General features: G+C 29.0%; 20 protein-coding genes and 6 pseudogenes. 20 read left to right on the top strand and 6 right to left on the bottom strand.

Features of this window, described 5'->3' with window-relative positions:
• Positions 1-18 precede the first annotated feature (18 nt).
• The 3 genes from ELQ06_RS01725 to ELQ06_RS01715 are packed head-to-tail and all read right to left on the bottom strand — an operon-like array spanning position 19 to position 2,502.
• Complete coding sequence (locus ELQ06_RS01725) at positions 19-489, bottom strand: DUF4149 domain-containing protein (protein WP_002928402.1); 471 nt, start codon at positions 487-489, stop codon at positions 19-21.
• Complete coding sequence (locus ELQ06_RS01720; protein ID WP_052794039.1) at positions 476-1,318, bottom strand: HemK/PrmC family methyltransferase; 843 nt, start codon at positions 1,316-1,318, stop codon at positions 476-478. The genes ELQ06_RS01725 and ELQ06_RS01720 overlap by 14 nt, the downstream gene beginning before the upstream one ends.
• Entirely contained in the window at positions 1,315-2,502 is a 1,188-nt protein-coding gene (locus tag ELQ06_RS01715; protein WP_052794038.1) for a M48 family metallopeptidase, read from the bottom strand. Before ELQ06_RS01715 ends, ELQ06_RS01720 begins: the two co-directional genes overlap by 4 nt.
• Before the next feature lie 126 nt (positions 2,503-2,628).
• Here ELQ06_RS01715 and ELQ06_RS01710 point away from each other — a divergent pair, with 126 nt between their 5' ends.
• On the top strand, positions 2,629-2,814 hold the full coding sequence (locus ELQ06_RS01710; protein WP_052782032.1) for a hypothetical protein: 186 nt from the start codon (positions 2,629-2,631) through the stop codon (positions 2,812-2,814).
• Here the strand turns inward: ELQ06_RS01710 and mog are convergent.
• Positions 2,811-3,353, bottom strand: a complete 543-nt coding sequence (gene mog / locus ELQ06_RS01705; protein WP_002842823.1) for a molybdopterin adenylyltransferase — start codon at positions 3,351-3,353, stop codon at positions 2,811-2,813. The two genes, ELQ06_RS01710 and mog, sit on opposite strands and share 4 nt — an antisense overlap.
• A 20-nt stretch (positions 3,354-3,373) precedes the next feature.
• Entirely contained in the window at positions 3,374-4,357 is a 984-nt protein-coding gene (gene corA, locus ELQ06_RS01700) for a magnesium/cobalt transporter CorA (RefSeq protein WP_052794037.1), read from the bottom strand.
• Between the two features lie 116 nt (positions 4,358-4,473).
• Between corA and ELQ06_RS01695 the strand changes: the two genes are divergently transcribed.
• The 9 genes and pseudogenes from ELQ06_RS01695 to ELQ06_RS01665 all read left to right on the top strand — a co-directional run.
• Positions 4,474-5,520 carry an extracellular solute-binding protein gene (locus ELQ06_RS01695; protein ID WP_002776559.1) on the top strand — a complete coding sequence of 349 codons (1,047 nt, stop codon included), beginning with the start codon at positions 4,474-4,476 and terminating at the stop codon, positions 5,518-5,520.
• Positions 5,521-5,530: 10 nt separating this feature from the next.
• Positions 5,531-6,856, top strand: a complete 1,326-nt coding sequence (locus ELQ06_RS01690) for an esterase-like activity of phytase family protein (protein ID WP_002776560.1) — start codon at positions 5,531-5,533, stop codon at positions 6,854-6,856.
• The gene (locus ELQ06_RS01685; RefSeq protein WP_079254350.1) at positions 6,853-7,662 is read left to right on the top strand and encodes an alkaline phosphatase family protein; all 810 of its coding nucleotides are present in this window, start codon (positions 6,853-6,855) and stop codon (positions 7,660-7,662) included. Before ELQ06_RS01690 ends, ELQ06_RS01685 begins: the two co-directional genes overlap by 4 nt.
• Positions 7,659-8,497 (top strand): annotated as a pseudogene (locus tag ELQ06_RS01680) (ABC transporter permease subunit). Before ELQ06_RS01685 ends, ELQ06_RS01680 begins: the two are co-directional and overlap by 4 nt.
• Before the next feature lie 70 nt (positions 8,498-8,567).
• A pseudogene (locus ELQ06_RS01675) lies at positions 8,568-8,917 on the top strand (ABC transporter permease); the annotation flags it as partial.
• Between the two features lie 3 nt (positions 8,918-8,920).
• Entirely contained in the window at positions 8,921-9,274 is a 354-nt protein-coding gene (locus ELQ06_RS09020) for an ATP-binding cassette domain-containing protein (protein WP_251818991.1), read from the top strand.
• On the top strand, positions 9,268-9,444 hold the full coding sequence (locus ELQ06_RS09015; protein WP_251818990.1) for an ATP-binding cassette domain-containing protein: 177 nt from the start codon (positions 9,268-9,270) through the stop codon (positions 9,442-9,444). Before ELQ06_RS09020 ends, ELQ06_RS09015 begins: the two co-directional genes overlap by 7 nt.
• 45 nt (positions 9,445-9,489) lie before the next feature.
• Entirely contained in the window at positions 9,490-9,768 is a 279-nt protein-coding gene (locus tag ELQ06_RS08865; RefSeq protein ID WP_240383260.1) for a hypothetical protein, read from the top strand.
• A 135-nt stretch (positions 9,769-9,903) separates the two neighbouring features.
• A pseudogene (locus ELQ06_RS01665) lies at positions 9,904-10,538 on the top strand (HAD family phosphatase); the annotation flags it as partial.
• A 26-nt stretch (positions 10,539-10,564) separates the two neighbouring features.
• Here ELQ06_RS01665 and ELQ06_RS01660 read toward each other — a convergent pair.
• The gene (locus ELQ06_RS01660) at positions 10,565-11,320 is read right to left on the bottom strand and encodes a basic amino acid ABC transporter substrate-binding protein (RefSeq protein ID WP_052797756.1); all 756 of its coding nucleotides are present in this window, start codon (positions 11,318-11,320) and stop codon (positions 10,565-10,567) included.
• Between the two features lie 320 nt (positions 11,321-11,640).
• Between ELQ06_RS01660 and ELQ06_RS01655 the strand changes: the two genes are divergently transcribed.
• The 10 genes and pseudogenes from ELQ06_RS01655 (at position 11,641) to ELQ06_RS08835 (ending at position 18,554) form a co-directional block, all read left to right on the top strand.
• Entirely contained in the window at positions 11,641-11,892 is a 252-nt protein-coding gene (locus tag ELQ06_RS01655) for a hypothetical protein (RefSeq protein ID WP_052797755.1), read from the top strand.
• A gap of 2 nt (positions 11,893-11,894) precedes the next feature.
• Entirely contained in the window at positions 11,895-12,107 is a 213-nt protein-coding gene (locus tag ELQ06_RS08630; protein WP_162842031.1) for a hypothetical protein, read from the top strand.
• A gap of 171 nt (positions 12,108-12,278) precedes the next feature.
• A pseudogene (locus ELQ06_RS01645) lies at positions 12,279-14,204 on the top strand (hypothetical protein).
• An 11-nt stretch (positions 14,205-14,215) separates the two neighbouring features.
• A pseudogene (locus ELQ06_RS09070) lies at positions 14,216-14,839 on the top strand (filamentous hemagglutinin N-terminal domain-containing protein); the annotation flags it as partial.
• A gap of 975 nt (positions 14,840-15,814) precedes the next feature.
• Positions 15,815-16,742, top strand: a pseudogene (locus ELQ06_RS08855) (hypothetical protein); the annotation flags it as partial.
• 120 nt (positions 16,743-16,862) lie between these two features.
• Positions 16,863-16,991, top strand: a complete 129-nt coding sequence (locus ELQ06_RS09010) for a hypothetical protein (protein WP_257409211.1) — start codon at positions 16,863-16,865, stop codon at positions 16,989-16,991.
• Positions 16,992-17,164: 173 nt separating this feature from the next.
• Positions 17,165-17,362 carry a POTRA domain-containing protein gene (locus ELQ06_RS08850; RefSeq protein ID WP_223212451.1) on the top strand — a complete coding sequence of 66 codons (198 nt, stop codon included), beginning with the start codon at positions 17,165-17,167 and terminating at the stop codon, positions 17,360-17,362.
• Positions 17,334-17,489, top strand: a complete 156-nt coding sequence (locus ELQ06_RS08845; RefSeq protein WP_167844255.1) for a hypothetical protein — start codon at positions 17,334-17,336, stop codon at positions 17,487-17,489. Before ELQ06_RS08850 ends, ELQ06_RS08845 begins: the two co-directional genes overlap by 29 nt.
• A gap of 291 nt (positions 17,490-17,780) precedes the next feature.
• Positions 17,781-18,146: a hypothetical protein gene (locus ELQ06_RS08840; protein WP_052797754.1), complete on the top strand. Its 366-nt coding sequence runs from the start codon at positions 17,781-17,783 to the stop codon at positions 18,144-18,146.
• A 153-nt stretch (positions 18,147-18,299) separates the two neighbouring features.
• Entirely contained in the window at positions 18,300-18,554 is a 255-nt protein-coding gene (locus ELQ06_RS08835; protein ID WP_052794033.1) for a hypothetical protein, read from the top strand.
• Positions 18,555-18,582: the final 28 nt, after the last annotated feature.

The raw sequence follows: 18,582 nt of genomic DNA, 5'->3' as shown, positions 1-18,582 counted from the left end.
GATTTATTTAATATTTTATCATTTTTTTGCTATTTTAAAGCTTAAGAAATACAAAAAAACTTGCATTATTAAGATGATTTTAATCACCACTTCACTTGCATTATGGATGCTGATAAATTCTTGAGTTTTTGTAGTGTTTTCGCCTAATTTTTGGAGTTCAATTATGGTATTAGTAAAATAAAAAACAAATATTAAGCTTAAAATCAAAATAAGCAAACTTAGCATAAATTTTGAAAATTTTATTTTAAATTTCATTTCATCTTTTATAAGAGAATAAATTTCATATAAAAAATTAACCACTGAAACAAAAATCAGCAAATATCCCATTTTAATAAAAATTTGCGTCATCATTAAGCCACTTTGAAAATGGCTCAACACTCCTTCTCCTATAAGATTTTGAGGAAAAAAAATTGTTGGTGCAACAACTATTCCTAGTATGAGTTCAACCCCTATGATGGAGGCAAGTAAAAATAAATTAACAGCTTTCAAGAGTTTCTCCTTTTATTTTTTTATCATAACGCATATTTGTAAATTTAGCTATAAAAGCACGATTATAACCTTGTTCATCTTTGAAAAAATCAACAATGAAATTATTTTGATGTAAAATTTTTTCCAAAATTTCTTTTTGATCATAGCCAAATTCGCAAGCTAAAAATTTAACTTTTTTATCAAGGGAAAAATGTATGATTTCTTCTAGAACTTCATATCCTTTTTCTCCGCCAAATAAAGCCTCTTTGGGTTCTTTTTGCACCCAAATATCTATAGGATATGAATTTTTAATATAGGGCGGATTTGAAAAAATAAAATCATAATTTTCTTTGATTTGCTTAAAATTACAAAGTTTAAAGTCAATCAAATGATCGACTTTGTGTAATTTGGCATTCTCTAAAGCTAATTCTAAGGCTTTGGGATTGATATCACAGGCTGTGATTTTTAACCCAAGTTCTTTGGCTAAAACAATGCTTAAAATTCCGCTTCCAAATCCTATTTCTAAAATCCCATTAAAAGTATTTTTTTTGCATAAATTTAAAATTTGAAAAAGTAAAATTTCACTATCGTAGCGAGGGATTAGAACGCCTTTTTTTATCTTAAATTCTAAGCCCCAAAAATCCACTTTTTCAAATATATATTCAAAAGGTTCTCCAGATTTAAAACGCCTTATAAGCTCAAAATAAGGTTCATGATCTATTTGTATATCTTGGTTTAAAAATAACCAAGCTTTATCTTTTTTTAGATATTCACAGAGTATAAATACTGCTTCATTTTCATAACCTTTTAAGCTAGATTTAGCTTCCATAAGAGCATTTTTTATAGTCAAGAAAGAGCCTTGATTCTATCATTAATACTTGGATGACTGAGATAAAAAAATGTATATATTTTACTTGTTTTGATAAAAGCTTTATTTTCTCTTGCTAGAGCTATCAATGCATTTTTCATATCTTCTTTGCTTGTAACTTTGGCTCCGTGTTGATCAGCCGCAAATTCATTTTTTCTACTTAAGGCATTAAGCATAGGAGAGATTAAAAAGCTAAAAATATTTGCAAAGATAAATAAAAGAGCAAACACGCCACCATTTACTCCTTCTAGATGACTTTCTAAGTAAACAAATTCAGGTAAATTTGCAAAAACAAAAAAAAGTAAAAACATAGCTATAGCACCGTTAAATAAAGCTTTGATAATATCCTTATGAACAAAATGTCCAAGCTCGTGTCCTAGAACAGCTAAAAGTTCTCTTTCGTTTAAGGCTTTTAATAATGTATCAAAAAGCACCACTCTTTTGCTTTTAAAAAGTCCACCAAAATAAGCATTTAAACGTTTATCTCTTTTGCTTGCATCAATAACATAAACCCCATTTGCACTAAACCCACATTGTTTCATCAAAGAGCTGATTTTTTTCAGTAAATTTTTATCGTCTAGTTTTTCCATTTTATTAAAAATAGGTGCTATCAAGGTAGGGTAGATGAGATTTATAATCACTATAATACAAAAGGCAAAAATAAAGGCCGCAATCCACCAAAAAGTTCCAAAAAAATCATAGCAAAAAATCAAAGCATAAAGGATTAAAAATCCAAATATTAAAGTTAAAATAAGACTTTTTACAGTGTCTTTGATAAAAAGTTTTACAGTCATATTTGAAAAACCATGGGCTTTATCTTTGATAAAACTTTCATAAATACTTAAAGGTAGATTTAAAATACTTGTGATTATTAAAAAAGATAATAAAAATAAAGTATTTTCAAAACGAGTGTTGTTTGAGATAAGCAATTCTTTAAGATATAAAAATCCAAAACCTATCCATGCAATATTGATGATTAAATTATAAAAATTGGAAAATAGTTTAAATTTTTCATTTTCGATGGCAATATCTGCTGCATTTTGATAGTCTTTTTCGCTTAAAATTTGAGCTTGTTTGTCTTTTTCTCTTTCTAAGAAACGAATTTGAGTATAGGAAATCCAAGATAAAAGTGCTGTATAAAGACATAAAATTGCAATTAAAGTCATTATTTTTCCTTGATTAGTTTTTTGCGAATTCTAGCTTAAAATAATGAAATAAAGTTAATAGTTTAAAATCTAAAATAATATTCTTTTCAACTAAGTTGGTGTATATTTATAAAAAAGGATTAAAGAATGTTTTTTAAAAAAAAGATTTCACAAAAGCAAAAAGAAAAGCCTAAAATTCCAATCAATGATGTGATTTTAGATGACAGACTTTATAAGTTTAAAAATAAAATACAAAAGATAAGCAAAGATGAAGCTTCAGCAAGTCTGCTTGCTAGGCAATTAAGCAGACTTGTTAGGGCTAATAAATTTTAATTTTGACATTTTTTCTTAGGGCGAAAAACCTTAATAACTTCATCATTTGCTTCTATATAAGCACCTTCTATCAAATCAATACAGTAAGGTATAGCCGGAAAAACAGGCTCTAGGCATTCTTTTATAGCCTTAGGATTTCCTGGTAAATTAATGATAAAAGATTTATTGCGAATTCCTGCACTCTGTCTTGAAAGTATAGCTGTTGGGACATATTTTAAACTTTCTAAGCGCATAAGTTCTCCAAAACCTGGCATCATTTTATCACACACGGCTTCCGTGGCTTCTGGGGTTACATCACGAAGTGCTGGACCTGTCCCTCCGCTTGTAACAATCAAATCACATTTTTTTTCATCTGCTAGATAAAGTAATTTTTTAATGATCAAATCATAATCATCAGGGATTAATTCTTTATGATAAATAATATCATTTTTTATATATGAATTTAACACTCTTTCAATTTCAGCAGTAGCTTTATCTTCATATATACCACTACTTGCTCTATCGCTTAGGGTCAAAATTCCTATGTTTATTGTATCCATTGTTTCTCCTTAATAAATTTTTATAACCATCCTTTTTTCTTGAAAACAACCAAAGGTAAAATGATAGAAACTACCATCACGCCAAGCACTATGGGATAAGCATAGTGAAGTTCAAGTTCGGGCATGAATTTAAAATTCATACCATAAACAGTTCCTATTAAAGTAGGTGGCATCATGGCAACAGTTGCAACGGTAAAAATTTTAATGATTTTGTTTTGTTCTATGTTGATTTGGCTGGCTAAAATGGTTTGAATATTATCTAAGATATTAAGTTGAGAAACACTAAATTCAACCAAAGAATTTAAGTCTTTTAAAACTATAGTGAGATTTTGTTTTATATCTTTATCGATTTTATCGCTTTTTAGCAAAGAAGTCATAGCGCGACGCTTATCAAATAAAGAATCTCTTACGCGCATATTAAGCTCTTGTAAACTTGAAATATCCTTTAGCATTTCATCATAGCTATATTCATCTTTTTTTTCTAAAACACTTGTTCTTAAGCGTCTTGCTTCTTTATCTATCCATTCTAGTAAATCCGCATCTTTTTCAACGCGCACTTCAAACATTTTATCAATAATATCAAAACCATCTTCAAAATTCTTCGGACTAGCTAAAATCCTTGCTTGAATTTCTTCAAAAGTGCTAAATTCGTTATATCTTATAGTAAATAAGATATTTTTAGCGGTAGCAAAAGTAACAATTTCTGTGCGAAGCTTGATTAAATTCCTATCCTCTTCATCGCTTTTAAGATCTCTTACTAAAAAATGGGCATTGATGGTTATTGTCGCATTATCTTCCCAATATTTTGCGCTAAGCTCTATTTCTTCCCTTTCTTCTTTTGTAGGAAACTCAAGATTAAATTCACTTGATATAAAAGCAATTTCTGCTACACTTGGATGAAGTAAATCAATCCATAAAATATTTTGCGGTAGTTCTTGACTATCGAGATTAAAATTGATTCTTTGAACTAAAGCATTTTGAGTTTTGATATAAATATAAAGCATGATCGCTCCTTGTTTATGACTTTAAAATTATAACCTTGTTTGCTTAAAAATTAACTTGTTTCTAAAATGTTTCTAAAACTCATTAAATTTCCAAAATATTTTTTGAAAGGAAAAAAATGAGTAAGAAATTTTTCTTAAGTTTAGGTCTTGTTGCTTTATTGTTTTCAAATTCACAAGCTATTGATGAGAATTTGATTAAAGCTGCGCAAGCAGAAGGTAGGGTAAATTCTTTAGCTATGCCTGATACTTGGGCAAATTGGAAGGATACTTGGGCAGATCTTAAAAATCTTTATGGCATAGAACATAGCGATACAGATATGAGTTCAGCTCAAGAAATTGCTAAATTTAAAGCCGAAAAGAAAAATGCAAGCGGTGATATAGGGGATGTAGGGGCTTCTTTTGGAGAGATAGCGGTTAAACAAGGAGTAGCTCAGCCTTTTAAGACAAGTTACTGGGATCAAATTCCAACTTGGGCTAAAGATAAAGATGGAAATTGGCTTTTAGCTTATACAGGAACCATAGCTTTTATAGTCAATAAAGATGTAGTAAAAGATATACCTAAAACTTGGCAAGATTTGCTTAAGGGAAATTATAAAATTACCGTAGGTGATGTAAGTGTAGCGGCTCAAGCTGTGAGTGCAGTTTTGGCAGCTAATTATGCCTTAGGTGGGGATGAAAAAGATTTAAGTCCTGCTTTAGCTTTTTTTAATACTTTAGCCAAACAAGGAAGACTTGTAAATAATGATGTAAGTATAGCCAATCTTGAAAAAGGTGAAGTTGAAGTGGGTTTAGTTTGGGATTTTAATGGTTTAGGCTATAGAGATAAAGTGGGCAAAGATCGTTATGAAGTTTTAATCCCTGCTGATGGTAGTGTTATTTCGGGTTATACAACTATTATCAATAAATACGCAAAACATCCAAATGCAGCTAAATTAGCCCGTGAGTTTATACTTTCTGATAAAGGACAAATCAATCTAGCAAAAGGTTATGCAAGGCCAATAAGAATTGATCATATTACCTTGCCAGATGATATAAAAGCTAAACTTTTACCAAGTGAGCAATACAAAAATGCAAGAGCAATCAAAGATCAAAAAGCTTGGGAAAAAAGCGCTAAAGAATTGCCACAACTTTGGCAAGAAAAAGTTATAGTGGATATGAAATAAAGGAGATTGGATGAAAAAGGTTATTTTAACAAGTGCTATGCTTTGCAGTGTTTTATTTGGAGTTCAAGAGTATGAGGCCAATTTAGCAGGGCATATTATCATAGATTCTAAAAGTACAGTAAAACCTCCTAAGGATGCTCCTGATTTTTTTAAAACTTATGGGAAATTTGCAAATATCACTAGAGAAGAAAAAATTGGAACTTTTAAATCTAAGGGAAACAGGGAGACAGATTTTTATTTACCTTTTAAAAATCAACCTATACAAGGACATAGTGGGATAAAATATATTCCAAAAAAAGATGTTTTTTGGGTAATTAGCGATAATGGCTTGGGTAAAAAGTATAATTCTTATGATGCCATGCTTTATGCTCACGAGTTTAAATTTGATTTTAAAAATTCAAAATACGAACTTTTAAAAACAGTTTTTTTTAAAGATAGTGATAAAAAATACCCCTATCCTATAACCACCGAAACAACCAAAGAAAGGTATTTAAGTGGGGTTGATTTTGATACTGAGAGTATACAGGTTATCAATGATGAATTTTATATAGGTGATGAATTTGGTCCTTATTTGCTTCATTTTGATAAGAATGGGAATTTAAAAGAAGTTTTTGATGTGTATGTGGAGGGTAAAAAACTTATTTCTCCTGATAATCCAAGTTTAAAATTTAGCGATAAGCCTGATGGAGAAAATGAGAAATTTAATATCAAGCGTTCTAAAGGCTTTGAAGCTATGGCAAGCTCTAAAGATGGTTCTAAACTTTATTTGCTTTTAGAAGGAAGCATTTATAATAACAACGCTTATGAGAATGAAAAAGGCAAAGAATATCTAAGAATCATAGAATTTGATGTAAAAAATAAAAAATTCACCGGAAAAACTTATAAATATTTCTTAGAAGATAAAAGCCATTCCATAGGTGATTTTAATATGATAGATGATAAATACGGCATCATCATAGAAAGAGATCAAAAAGAAGGCACTAAAGATAAGGTTTGCAAAGAAGGTGAAGATACTAAGCATTGTTTTAATAATGTAGCCCAATTTAAAAGAATTTACAAGGTTAAATTAGATGATAAAACCCATGAAGCTCAAAAAATTTCTTATATAGATCTTTTAAATATTAAGGATAGAAATAAAATTTCTAAAAAGCCTTTGGTAAATGATAAATTTGTTTTTCCTTTTGAAACCATAGAAGGTGTGGATATAGTAGATGACTCTCATATAGTCGTAGAAAATGACAATAACTTTCCTTATTCTTCAAGTAGAGAACCTAATAAAACTGATGATAATGAATTTATTTTACTTGAAGTAAAAGATTTTTTAAAGAGTAAATGATGTCCAAAGTTATTTTAGTTGTGCTTGATGGCTTAAATTGTAAAAGCGCTAGTATAAATATGGGATATTTAAATGCGCTTTGCAAAGAGAATTTGGGCAAATTTTATTCTTTAGAATGCGAACTTCCTAGTATGTCTCGTCCTTTATACGAGTGCTTATTAACAGGCGTAAAGCCTGTTTTAAGTGAGATAATTAATAATAAATTGAGTTTTTCAAAACAAACAAGCATTTTTGACCTTTGCAAAGAACAAGGCTTAAAAGCTGGAGGCGCAGCTTATCATTGGGTTTTTGAGCTTTATAATAAAAAAGAATTTATTCCTTCTTTACATCGCCATATAGAAGATGAAAATTTAACTTTGCCTTATGGACATTTTTATTATGAAGATGATTATTTAGATTCTCATTTATTTGCAGATGGGGAGCATTTAAGAAACAAATATAATCTAGATTTTACTCTTATACATTCTATGAATATAGATGATGCAGGACATAAATTTGGCTCACACTCTATTGAGTATGCTAATAAAACCAAAAAAGTTGATGTTTTGATTTCTGAGTATTTGCCCACTTGGTTAGAACAAGGTATTAATGTAATCATCACAAGCGATCATGGTATGACAGAGGGTAAAAGTCATGGAGGCTTAAGTGAAGATGAAATTTTAGTGCCTTTTTTCACTTTTGGTAGTGCTTTTTCGTATGAAAATGCCAAGATAAAACAGGATGAAATTTGTGGCAGTATCTGTGAAATTTTAGGACTTAAACACGATAAGAGATATAATGATGAAATTTTAAAGGCCAAAAAATGAAAGAAAAATTTCTAGCCTTTTTAAGTATTTTACCTTTTTTTATAGTTTTTACTTTTTTTATGATAGCACCTTTGATTTGGATTGTTTTTAATGCTTTTTATGTAGAAGAGGATGAAATTTATTCTTTAGCCAATTTTATACATATTTTTGAGTCCAAATTCTATCTACAAAGCATTATAAATTCTTTACAAATCAGTTTTATTTCTAGTATTTTTGGACTTTTAATAGGGCTTTTGGCGAGCTATTCTTTATTTGTTTTAGCTCCATCAAAAATATGTAAATTTCTTTTTTCTTTAAATACCATGATAAGTAATTTTTCAGGAGTTCCTTTAGCTTTTGCTTTCATTATAGTTCTTGGAAGCAATGGTGTAGTTAATGTGTTTTTGAAGAATTTAGGTATAGAGCCTTTTGTTAGTGTTTATGCTAATTTCGGGGTAAATATTGTTTATGTGTATTTTCAAATTCCTTTGGCGATCTTGCTTTTGCTTCCAGCTTTTAAAAGTCTTGAAAATTCACATTTAAATGCTTGTAAAATGTTAGGTGGAGGCAATTTTTTATATTGGTTAAAAATAGCTTTGCCTTTGCTCGCTCCTGCTTTGTTTGGTGTTTTTGTGATTTTATTTGCCAATGCTTTTGGAGCTTATGCGACTATTTATGCTTTAAGTTCGGGAAATTTTAATGTCACTCCTGTAAGAATCACTGCTTTAATCGCAGGCGATATCAATCTTGATCCTTATATGGCTAGTGCTTTAAGCATCATTATAACTATTATCATGCTTGTTGTTACTTTATAGCCAATTTCTTTTCTAAAAAATATCATTTTAAGGTGCTTTAAATGAATGAAAATTTGAGTTTAAAAGCTAAAATTTATCATTATGCAGTTTTGTTTTTGGTTTTTTTTATTTTTAGCTTTGCCTTTTATATATAGGGCTTTAGATAATGCTATATCTAATGTCAATCTAAATGAACTCATCACATCTAATGCTATGCTTGGAGGTTCTTTAATGGGAGTGATTTTTAAACTTGTCTTGCCTAACTTAAGAAATGGAATTTTGGTGGCAGTTTTTTAAGTTTTTCTTTTTTAATAGGCGAATTTTTATATGCAAATATTCTTGTAGGAAGTATTTATGAGACTTTGCAAGTTTATCTTTGTAATATTAAAAATCAAAGTGGGCATTACTCTAGTGCTTTGGTAATAGTTTATTTTGTGTTAATTTTTATAACAACTTTTATAGCTAGTTTGATTAAGGAGTGAAAAATGGCTTATTTAAAGATTAAAAATTTTAAAAAAGCTTATGGGGATAAAATTATTTTTGAAGGTATTAATTTTAGTGCTAAAAAGGGTGAGTTTATGACTCTTTTATGTCCAAGTGGCTGTGGAAAATCCACTCTTTTAAGGTGTATAGCAGGGCTTAGCCAAATTAATGGAGGAAAAATTTCTTTAAATGATAAAGATCTTACCAAATTAAGTCTTCAAAAAAAGAAATATAGGTATGGTTTTTCAAAATTACGCTCTTTTCCAAATCTTAATGTTTTTGAAAATGTAGCTTTTGGCTTAAAGATCAAAAAAATGGATAAAAATGACATAGAAAAAAGAGTGAAAAAATGTTAAAACTCGTCGAGCTTGAAGAATACGCTAAAACTTATCCGCATAAACTTTCAGGTGGACAAATGCAAAGAGCGGCTTTAGTAAGATCTTTGGCGACCAAACCTGATTTACTTTTGCTTGATGAGCCTTTATCGGCACTTGATGCTAAAATTCGTAAGTATTTAAGGGTGTAAATTAAAGAAATTCAAAAAGAACTTGAACTCACCACTATTTTTGTAATGCACGATCAAGAAGAAGCTTTAGAGTTATCTGATAGGATTATTTTAATGAATGAGGGTAAAATCATACAAAATTCCAATGCAAATAATCTTTATCTTTTGCCAGAATCTCATTTTGTGGTTAGCTTTATAGGAAATTACAATATTTTAAGTCCTAAAGAGCTTGATAGCTTGGGTTTAAAATACGATTTTAAAAAAGATATAGCCTTGCGTCCTGAAACCATAGAAATTTCTAACGAAGGTTTAGAAACTAAGATCAAAAAAAACATTACTAGGTAATATCATACGCTATAGGGTTAGAGTGTAAGAAATCGAATTTAAGGTAGATACTTTAAATTTTTAGCACTCATAGTACTTGTGAAGCAGGTGATAAAATCGCTTAAAATTCAATCTTTCTTTAGCAAAAGAGTGAAAATGAAACTTGTTTTATTTGATTTAGATGATACTTTAATACAAGACGATAGTGCTAAACTTTGGCTTAAATTTTGCATTGAAAAAGGTTTTTTACCTCAAGAATATTTAGAAAAAATCGTTTTTTATCAAAAACAATATCAAGAAAAAAGCTTGACATGGATGAATTTATGACTTTTTTCTTCAAAGCGTTAAGGCTAAAAATGAAGATAGAATTTCATCTTTAGTAAATGAATTTATAAAAATTTATATAAAACCTTATGAAAAAGCTAAAAAACTTATAATCAAATATCAAGATCAAAGGTGTATTACAATTTCAGCTACGGCTGAATTTTTAGTTAGAAAAATCGCCTCTTTTTTTGGGAGTGAGAGAAAGCATAGCCATAAAATGTGAGCGTGTGGGTGATAAATTTAGTGGAAAAGCTTATGGGATTTATAGCTTTAAGGAAGGCAAGGTTTTAAGACTTAAAGAATATTTGGGTAAAGATTATGAAAAATGGATGAAAGATTCTTATTTTTTTAGTGATTCTATCAATGATTTACCTTTATTAGAGTCTGTTAGCAAAGCCTTTGTATGTAATGGTGATGAAAAAATTTTAAAAATTGCAAAAGAGAGAAAATATAAAATTTTAACTTTTGAAGCTACAAGCGTGAAAATTCACGCTTATTCTAATTCATATTTTTTAATTAAAGTATCATAAAATCCATCAGTTTTTGCTTCATCTATGCCTTTGTTAAATATTTCAATAATATCTTTTTGTTTATTTTTATCAAAAGCAAAACTAAAGCCTTCTCCTCCATCTGTTTCTTGATAGAAACTTACCAATTCCGGATTTTCAGCTAAAAAACCTTTAGCAGTATCTTGATCAGCTACAATAGCATCGATTTTGTTGTTTTTTAGTGCTAAAACAGCTATGTTTAAATCTTTATTGCTTTGTACTTGTGCATTTTTGATAGCTTTTGCAGTATTTTCTTGTAAAGTTCCTAGTTGAACTCCTATTTTTTTACCTTCTAAATCATTTTTTGTTTGAAGAGAATCGTTGTTTTTTAGTTTAAGATAAAGATTTTTACTCATATAGTAAGGTTTGGTAAAATCAACACTTTGTCTTCTTTCATCAGTTGCGCTCATAGCTGAGGCAATCATATCGATTTTGCCAGCTTTTAAAGCAGGAATCAATCCATCGAAATTGGTTTCAACCCAAATAATTTTAATACCATTTTTTTTGGCAATCTCTTCAACCAAATCGGTATCAAAACCTGTAAGTTTTGAGTTTTCTTTATAATTAAAAGGTTTATAATTTGGAGCAGTTCCAACTTTTAATTCTACACTTGCATTTGATTCTTTATTTTTAGAATCACTACAAGCACCTAAAAATAAACCAACTAAAGCAACTAGAGCAATGCTTAATATTTTTTTCATTTTTTTCCTTTGATATAAAATGTTTTAAAATTATACTTATTTTAAATTTATATTTAATTAAGTCTGGATCAATTTTTAGAAAAGTTGTATTAATGTTGTGCTTTTAGATAATATTTAAATAATTATAAAAGTATTTTTTTAATATTTGAAATAAAATTTTATTCAATAATATATTAATATAAAATTTGTTAAATTTTCATTAAATTTAAATATTGAAAAATAAAATATTAAATTAATATTTTATTTTATAATCAACTCAAGACATACGGGATAGTGTTGTAAATAATCAATTTGTGATAAATCAAAAGGATTTTATTTGAATGAGAAATGAGATGAAAAAATATTTTAAAATTTTTGCAAATAAGACAAATGTAAAATTTGACTTGGGCGTTTGTAGTGTGGTTTTATCTTCTTCGGTTTGTTTTGCGGCGGTTCAGGCTACAAGTAATTTTTATATTTCTGAACATTCTTTTAAGGATAATCAAGTTTATGATCCTCAAGCAGAAATTTTTAAAAAATTAATGGAAAAAATTTCTATGCTTCTAAGTCAAAATACCCTATATCAAATTTAACTATGATTTATAATAACCCTAAATCTGGAAATAAAAATTTATCCAAGCTTGAAATTTTAACTCCGGATACTTTAAAAGAAGAGATCACAACAGCTTTTAGCACTTTAGAAACCGTATTTTCAGATACTCAAGCTGTTCCTAGTTATTTTATGCCTTTTATTGTAACAGCTTATGCTCAAAATACAAATGCAACAAATAATAAACTTATATTATAAAATGGAGAATTGTCTTCTGTGTATTTTTGCAAACCAAGCATAGGGGATTGTGGAGTGCCTAATAATCCTCAAAAAGGCGATCGTTTTAAATATTTAATTACTGCGGCGTTTACCGACAGGGGTGGGGGATTTAACAATCAAACCATTTTAAAAGAAAACTCCTATATCAATATGGGTGTAGAAAATATCTACACCTTGCCCTTAAATAGAGCTCCTTATATTTCAGGATCTGTAGCTTTTGATGGTGAAGCTAAAGACAATAAATTAATCTTAGAGTCAAATACAAAAATTGACCTTCATAATTCCCAGTATTTTTCAGATGAATAAGGTAAGGATATTTATGATGAAAGAATTACTCGTTTAATAGGAGCTTTTGGCATAAATTCTAATTTACAAAACAATAAAGTTCTTATCGATTCAGCTAATATCGTCCTTCATGGGCCAGATGGTGAGTATACAGCTCGTTCGACCTTTAAAATTTTAAGTGCTTTAGCTGATGTAAATAATCTTAAAAAATACAATGCAAGCAAAAATTCTGTAATAATTAAAAATTTAAATTTAGATTTAATGGTGAATTCGCAAAATAAAATAACTTTTTATGATGCTGTTTTATTTGGAGAAATTTATGACGGAAAAACATTACAGGGTAATGCAGAAAAATTCTATAGAGATTTATCATTTTAACCCATTAGATCATCTTAATAAAAACATTAAAACATATGCATCGTTAAACCTCTATGGTGGGTATTCTAACGATGGTGAAGCTAATGGAAATAAAATTGTATTTCGCCTTAAAAAACCTTTAAAAATCAGTGATAATTTTTATGGAAAAAATTATTACAATCTTTACGGATGTTTTGCTACAGAGGGTGCGAATTTTAATGTTATTGATATACAAAATGATTTAACCCATGAAAAAGTTCCACAAAATTATTCTGATAAATTTACCGTATATGTGGCAAGAACTTTAAGTGGAAAAGCAAATAATAATACCTTAAGTATAAAAGATTCTGTTATTTCATTGCCTTTATATGCTTTTATTACAAGTGAAATTACGCTAGATGGTATAGATTATATCGCTAAGAATCAAACAATAATGAAGTAAATTTTGAAAATATTAAATCATCTAAAAATTTAAGTTTGATGATCAATACTAAAAATGTTTCAAATAATAAAATAAATTATAATCTCATTCAGAGTCTAACTGAAGCGAGTTATTTAGGAAAGGGCTCAAAAACTATTTTAAAAGCAGCTCAAAATGCAAATAACAGCCTTATAAAGCTTAAAGATTGTTCTTCGGCTGCCGTGGAAAGTTCGTGCATCATAAAAGCAGATAAAGAAAGTGCTTTTAATAAAATCATCATCAACAACACAGTTTTTAGTACTGCCTCAGATAAAAGACAAGGTTATGTGGGGTTGATAGCTGGAGTGTCTGCAAATTCTCATGATAATATCATGGAGCTTGTTAATTTAAATATAGATGAGTATAAAAATCAAGATGCTATATTTTTAGCTCCATCTGGAACTTCGGATATTTCAAATTTTAAATCTTATAACAATACTTTATATTTAGGTGGAGAGTTAAATTTCTTTAAAGATGTAAATATCGATTTGCTTTCTGGTTCTGTTTTTCATGAAGTAAATAAAAAAGGTAAAATAATCACTCAAATTCTACCGCATCAAGAAGATTTTTCTAAAAATAATCGTTTGATTATAGATACTCAAGATGTCAAATCAGAAGTGGTAAATAACTTTGAAAATTTTACTTTTATTTTACCAAATAAAATAAAAAATCCTATCTTGACTATAGAAAAACTTATAAATCTTCCTTCAAATGGAAGTATGGAAATTCTTACTAAAAATAAACCAACAAAAGGAAAATATATTCTCATACAAAGTGATGTTGGAATTTATGATGGTGACAATAGATTGTTAAATCAACAAGAATTAGAAAATTTGTTAGAAAAAATGAAAAATAATAAAAATAAATTTAATTACAACAAGATAGAAAAGTTGGCTAAAAGCACATTGAAAAATGTAAATTTTAGCTTTGAAGTTTCAGATGATGCAAAAACAATTTATATCAACATACTTTAAAGGAGGGTAACATGAAAAAGATGAGTAAACATATAGTTTTATCATTTGCGGTGGGTTCTTTGCTCTTTTCTCAAGCTTATGCTGTACCACAAGGAGGTAAATTTACTCATGGTACAAGTGGGACTATCCATACCTCTGGCAATACTGTAACGATTACAGGAAAAGGACAAAATCATGTTATCCAATGGGGTGGCGGTTTTAATATAGGACAAAATGAAAGTGTAAATTTTAACGGCAAAAATCAAAACTACCTAAACATTGCTTATCAAAAAGATGCTTCTAAGATAGACGGAGCTTTAAATAGAGGGAATAACAATATCTTTTTAGTTAATCCTATGGGAGTTTTGATTGGCAAAACAGGAACTATTACTGCGGGAAAATTTGTAGCTAGCACAACAGCTTTAAGTGATGATAATGTCAAAACTTTTTTAGAGAAAGGAGCTAGTTTCTCTCCGGTATTTGATGTAAGCAAACAAGGAAATATTATAAATCTTGGAAAGATCAATGCAGATAATATTGTTTTAATAGGAAATAAGGTTGAAATCAATAAAGGAAAAATTACTTTGGATGTATTAAAACTTGAAGGTAATAAAGTTTATGTTGATGCTGGAGTGGTAAAAGATACAAAAAATATCGCAGCCAAAGCAGAGCAAGAAGCTATCATTCAACAAAGCATAACAAGTTTTGAAGAAGATGGAACTTTATTGCGTAATTCTAGTAGTAAATTTAGTTTTGATGATAGTAGTAAAGTTACAAACTGGACTAAATATGGAAGTATTGCGGATGCAACAAAATGGAATAAATTTGCTGATTTTTGGAATGTAAATAAAGAAAAATTTAGAACAGTTTTTGATCATTTTCGTTTGATTGATGATATTGATTTTAGTGGCGTGAAAACATACATAGTAGGTGATAATACAAGCAATGCTTTTGCTAAATCTTTCGATGGTTCTGGTTATGCTTTAAAAAATGTTAATATTAATTCATCAAATCAATATGTAGGAATTTTTGGAGTTGTTCAGAATAGCTATATAAGAAACCTTAATATTCAAGGATTGAAAATTGCTTCAACTGGTTATGATGCTTATGTTGGAGGTATAGTAGGGCAAAATATTGCAAACAGTTATACGGGTTTTGAAAATGTGACTGTTAATGATCTCGTTATTAATACAGCTGTAAATACTAAAGTTGGCGGAATAATAGGCTGGGGAAATGGTAGTGGAGGGAATAACACTATCAATTTTACAAATGTTGCTATTAATAATATAAGTATAGTAGCAAAAGAAGGTTCTTATGTGGGTGGCATAGGTAGACAAATTGATGGTGGTAATTTTAATAATGTTGTGGTTAATGACATAGAAAAACTTATAACTTCTGGGAATGATAGTAAAACAGGAGGATTTACTGGAAAAGTTGGAAATTTAAAGATTAATAATGCTTACTTATTTTATAAAAATGGAGCAATTTTGAGTGCTGGAAACTATAAAACACAAGCTGGAAAAGTTATTGGTGATCCTGGAGTTAGTGTAAATAATAATTTTAGTAATATTTATGTTTATCATAATTTGGAAAATGGTTACATTGATGAAGGACAGAATTTTTTTAAGTCTGTGCAATATAATAATGAAGCAACAGGAAAAAAAGATTTTGATAGTACTGTAAGAAAGAAATTTAACGATATAAAATATCTTGATAATAATTCTTATGCTTTTGCTGATTCTTTTACCAAGGTAACAGATGCTGTGAAATTATCCAAAGACGACTTTGACCCTAAATTGCTTCAAAGAATTTTAGATGATTTGATGAATGGAAAATACACTTATGATTTTGATATCAAAACTTGGATTTACGCAGATAGCAAGGGTGTGGCAAGGGAAAATGAAGCCAGTGAGATCACTCAAAGTTTAAATTTCTTAAATACATTTAAAGATACTAGAGTAGAACAAGAATTTTTAAAGTTATGGCAAGGTTCGCAAGAACAAAGTTATAAAAATTATACCAATCTTTATGAAAAATGGACGCAAAAGAAAACTGCTATGGATAAAATCAAAACCGGCAAAGGTTGTTTCGCTAGTTTTAAAGAAGAATTACAAAAATACCAAGAAGCCTTAGCTCAACTTGACAAAGAAAATAAAAACTATGAAAAAATCAAAGAATCAGGCTTAGTTAGCGATGAAACGCTTAGAGTTATGTATGCAAAACTTTTAGAACAAAAAGAAGCTCTTGAAAAGCAGTTTGCGGATCTTAGTGGAAATGAAGGATTTCACTATAAGCTTGAAAATGAGATTCTAAATTCTCAAGGTTTTGCTATAAATGGAAGCGATGTAGATGGTAAAGTGTACACTGGAAAATATAATTTTGAAGGAAAATTAGCCTCATTGCCAGAAAAATCAAATATATCTATCTATGAGCCAGATAAACAAAAAAAGAGGGAGAGGGGGTGAAGATCCAGATAAACCTTCTGTATTGCCGCCTGAAATTCCTGAAAAGGTTGTAGAAGCTCCTATAAAAATTCAAACTAAAGTAGACACAAAAAAAGAAGATGATGATCAAGTGGACATAGGAAAAGCAGATGCTAGAAGTAGTGGTTTGCGTTGTATTGTAAGTGATAATTTTAAGACAATGAACATTTGTGTAAATGCAAAATAGGAAATAAAAATGAGAAAAATTTTAGTTGTTTTAATCTTATTGCAAGTATTTTCACATGCTGAAGAGCTAAATAATAATAAAATAAGAGAGCTTATAGAAAGCTCTTCTGAAGCAAATGGACCACAAAATAAAAATTAAAAAATACATTAAAAAATCAAAAAAGCCCTGTAAATTTTAAAGAGCAAAATACTACAAATATTGCAAATTTACAAACTGATCAAAATGAAGCTAAGGTTTTTGTAAGAGAGTATGTTTTGCATATCGATAATAAAGATTTGACATTTAAAAAATTAAGAATTAGCGAAAAATAAATTCAAGATGCAATAGCTGAATATCGCAACCAAGAATTAAGCTTACAAAATTTAAAAGATATAACAAACATTATAGCTTATTATTGTCAATTAAGTAGCCATCCTTCGGCAACTGCTTATATACCACCGCAAGATTTAAGTTCTAACAAAGTGCAAATTAACATAGCTTTTGGAACTTTTAGGAAAAGTAATCATTAAAAACAACTCAGGTGTCAGAGATTATGCTTTAGAGAGTAAATTGAACAAAAATCTTAAAGGGAAAGTTATCACAACTAAAAATGTGGAAAATGAAATTTATAAAATCAATGAAATATACGGAATCTAAACCAATGCTAATTTACAATCAGGTGATGGTTGTGGAGAAAGTGATGTTATTATAGAAGTAAACAAAGGTGAGATAGTGCAACTTTAACTTTATATTCTAACAACTATAGGACTAAAGAAACAGGTCGTTTTAGAGCAGGAATGAGTCAAAGTTTAAACAATATAGCAAGATAAGGGGATAACTTAAATTTTTATCTTTAAGATAGTGATGAAAATCAAACAGATTATGGGATTAATTATAGTACTTTTATAGGGAATTTAAAAATTACTCCATTTGTAACTCAAGGACATTATGTTCTTGGCAGAATTTATAGAAATCTTAGTTTTTATAGGGACTTATATGAATATTGGAGTAAATTTTTCTTATCCTGTGTTTTTATATACTGAGTATTCTTTATATCTTGTTTCGGGTTTTACTCATAAAAAGATTAAAGATTATTATCTTGATGGTTTAGTAAGCAATGAAAAAGCGAGAAATAGTGTAAATTTGGGCATAGAAAGAACTTATAAAGGTTTGGAGAATAATGTCCTAAGTTATACTTTAAATTTTATATATGGTAATGTTGAAAATGATGGTGATTTTTCTGGATTTAATGGAGTAAATTTAGGAAATTTTGGAAAAATGAATTTAAATTTAAGCAACAAATATCAATTCTAAGAACGCTTAACTCACATTTTTCAACTCAATTATCAAAAAGTTATCAGCGATGCTGTTTTAGATAGTAGTGAATCCGTATCTTTAGGTAGACCTTGTGGTGTATGTGTTTGTTTAGAAGGTGAGGGAAGTGCGGATAATGTTGTTTCTGGCACCTTGGGAATAAGATTTCAAACACCTTTAGAAAGGCTTTACTCGACTCCTTTTTATGATATAGGGTATTCTTGGTATGAAAATAAAGAATATCAAAGTGAAAATCATTATCTTATGGATGCAATGGGTATACAAATACTCTATACAAGAAGTGCTAATTTTTATGTAAAAATGGATGCTGCAAGAGTTGTTCATCGGTTTAAACACGATGGAGAACATCGAGCAAGAGTTTATGCAAGCCTAGGAAAATACTTTTAACTTTGGGGTGATTGGAAAATTCCCCCCC

Origin of the sequence: Campylobacter sp. CH246 (assembly GCF_004378835.1) — a bacterium.
Taxonomy (GTDB): Bacteria; Campylobacterota; Campylobacteria; order Campylobacterales; family Campylobacteraceae; genus Campylobacter_D; species Campylobacter_D jejuni.
This window is presented reverse-complemented; position numbering and strand designations above follow the sequence as displayed.

What these genes read in the sequence shown, in the direction of transcription:
- ELQ06_RS01715 (WP_052794038.1), bottom strand. Translation starts at nt 2,502, where the DNA reads ATGACTTTAATTGCAATTTTATGTCTTTATACAGCACTTTTATCTTGG.
- ELQ06_RS01710 (WP_052782032.1), top strand. Translation starts at nt 2,629, where the DNA reads ATGTTTTTTAAAAAAAAGATTTCACAAAAGCAAAAAGAAAAGCCTAAA.
- mog (WP_002842823.1), bottom strand. Translation starts at nt 3,353, where the DNA reads ATGGATACAATAAACATAGGAATTTTGACCCTAAGCGATAGAGCAAGT.
- corA (WP_052794037.1), bottom strand. Translation starts at nt 4,357, where the DNA reads ATGCTTTATATTTATATCAAAACTCAAAATGCTTTAGTTCAAAGAATC.
- ELQ06_RS01695 (WP_002776559.1), top strand. Translation starts at nt 4,474, where the DNA reads ATGAGTAAGAAATTTTTCTTAAGTTTAGGTCTTGTTGCTTTATTGTTT.
- ELQ06_RS01690 (WP_002776560.1), top strand. Translation starts at nt 5,531, where the DNA reads ATGAAAAAGGTTATTTTAACAAGTGCTATGCTTTGCAGTGTTTTATTT.
- ELQ06_RS01685 (WP_079254350.1), top strand. Translation starts at nt 6,853, where the DNA reads ATGATGTCCAAAGTTATTTTAGTTGTGCTTGATGGCTTAAATTGTAAA.
- ELQ06_RS09020 (WP_251818991.1), top strand. Translation starts at nt 8,921, where the DNA reads ATGGCTTATTTAAAGATTAAAAATTTTAAAAAAGCTTATGGGGATAAA.
- ELQ06_RS09015 (WP_251818990.1), top strand. Translation starts at nt 9,268, where the DNA reads ATGTTAAAACTCGTCGAGCTTGAAGAATACGCTAAAACTTATCCGCAT.
- ELQ06_RS08865 (WP_240383260.1), top strand. Translation starts at nt 9,490, where the DNA reads ATGCACGATCAAGAAGAAGCTTTAGAGTTATCTGATAGGATTATTTTA.
- ELQ06_RS01660 (WP_052797756.1), bottom strand. Translation starts at nt 11,320, where the DNA reads ATGAAAAAAATATTAAGCATTGCTCTAGTTGCTTTAGTTGGTTTATTT.
- ELQ06_RS01655 (WP_052797755.1), top strand. Translation starts at nt 11,641, where the DNA reads ATGAGAAATGAGATGAAAAAATATTTTAAAATTTTTGCAAATAAGACA.
- ELQ06_RS08630 (WP_162842031.1), top strand. Translation starts at nt 11,895, where the DNA reads ATGATTTATAATAACCCTAAATCTGGAAATAAAAATTTATCCAAGCTT.
- ELQ06_RS09010 (WP_257409211.1), top strand. Translation starts at nt 16,863, where the DNA reads ATGAGAAAAATTTTAGTTGTTTTAATCTTATTGCAAGTATTTTCACAT.
- ELQ06_RS08840 (WP_052797754.1), top strand. Translation starts at nt 17,781, where the DNA reads ATGTTCTTGGCAGAATTTATAGAAATCTTAGTTTTTATAGGGACTTAT.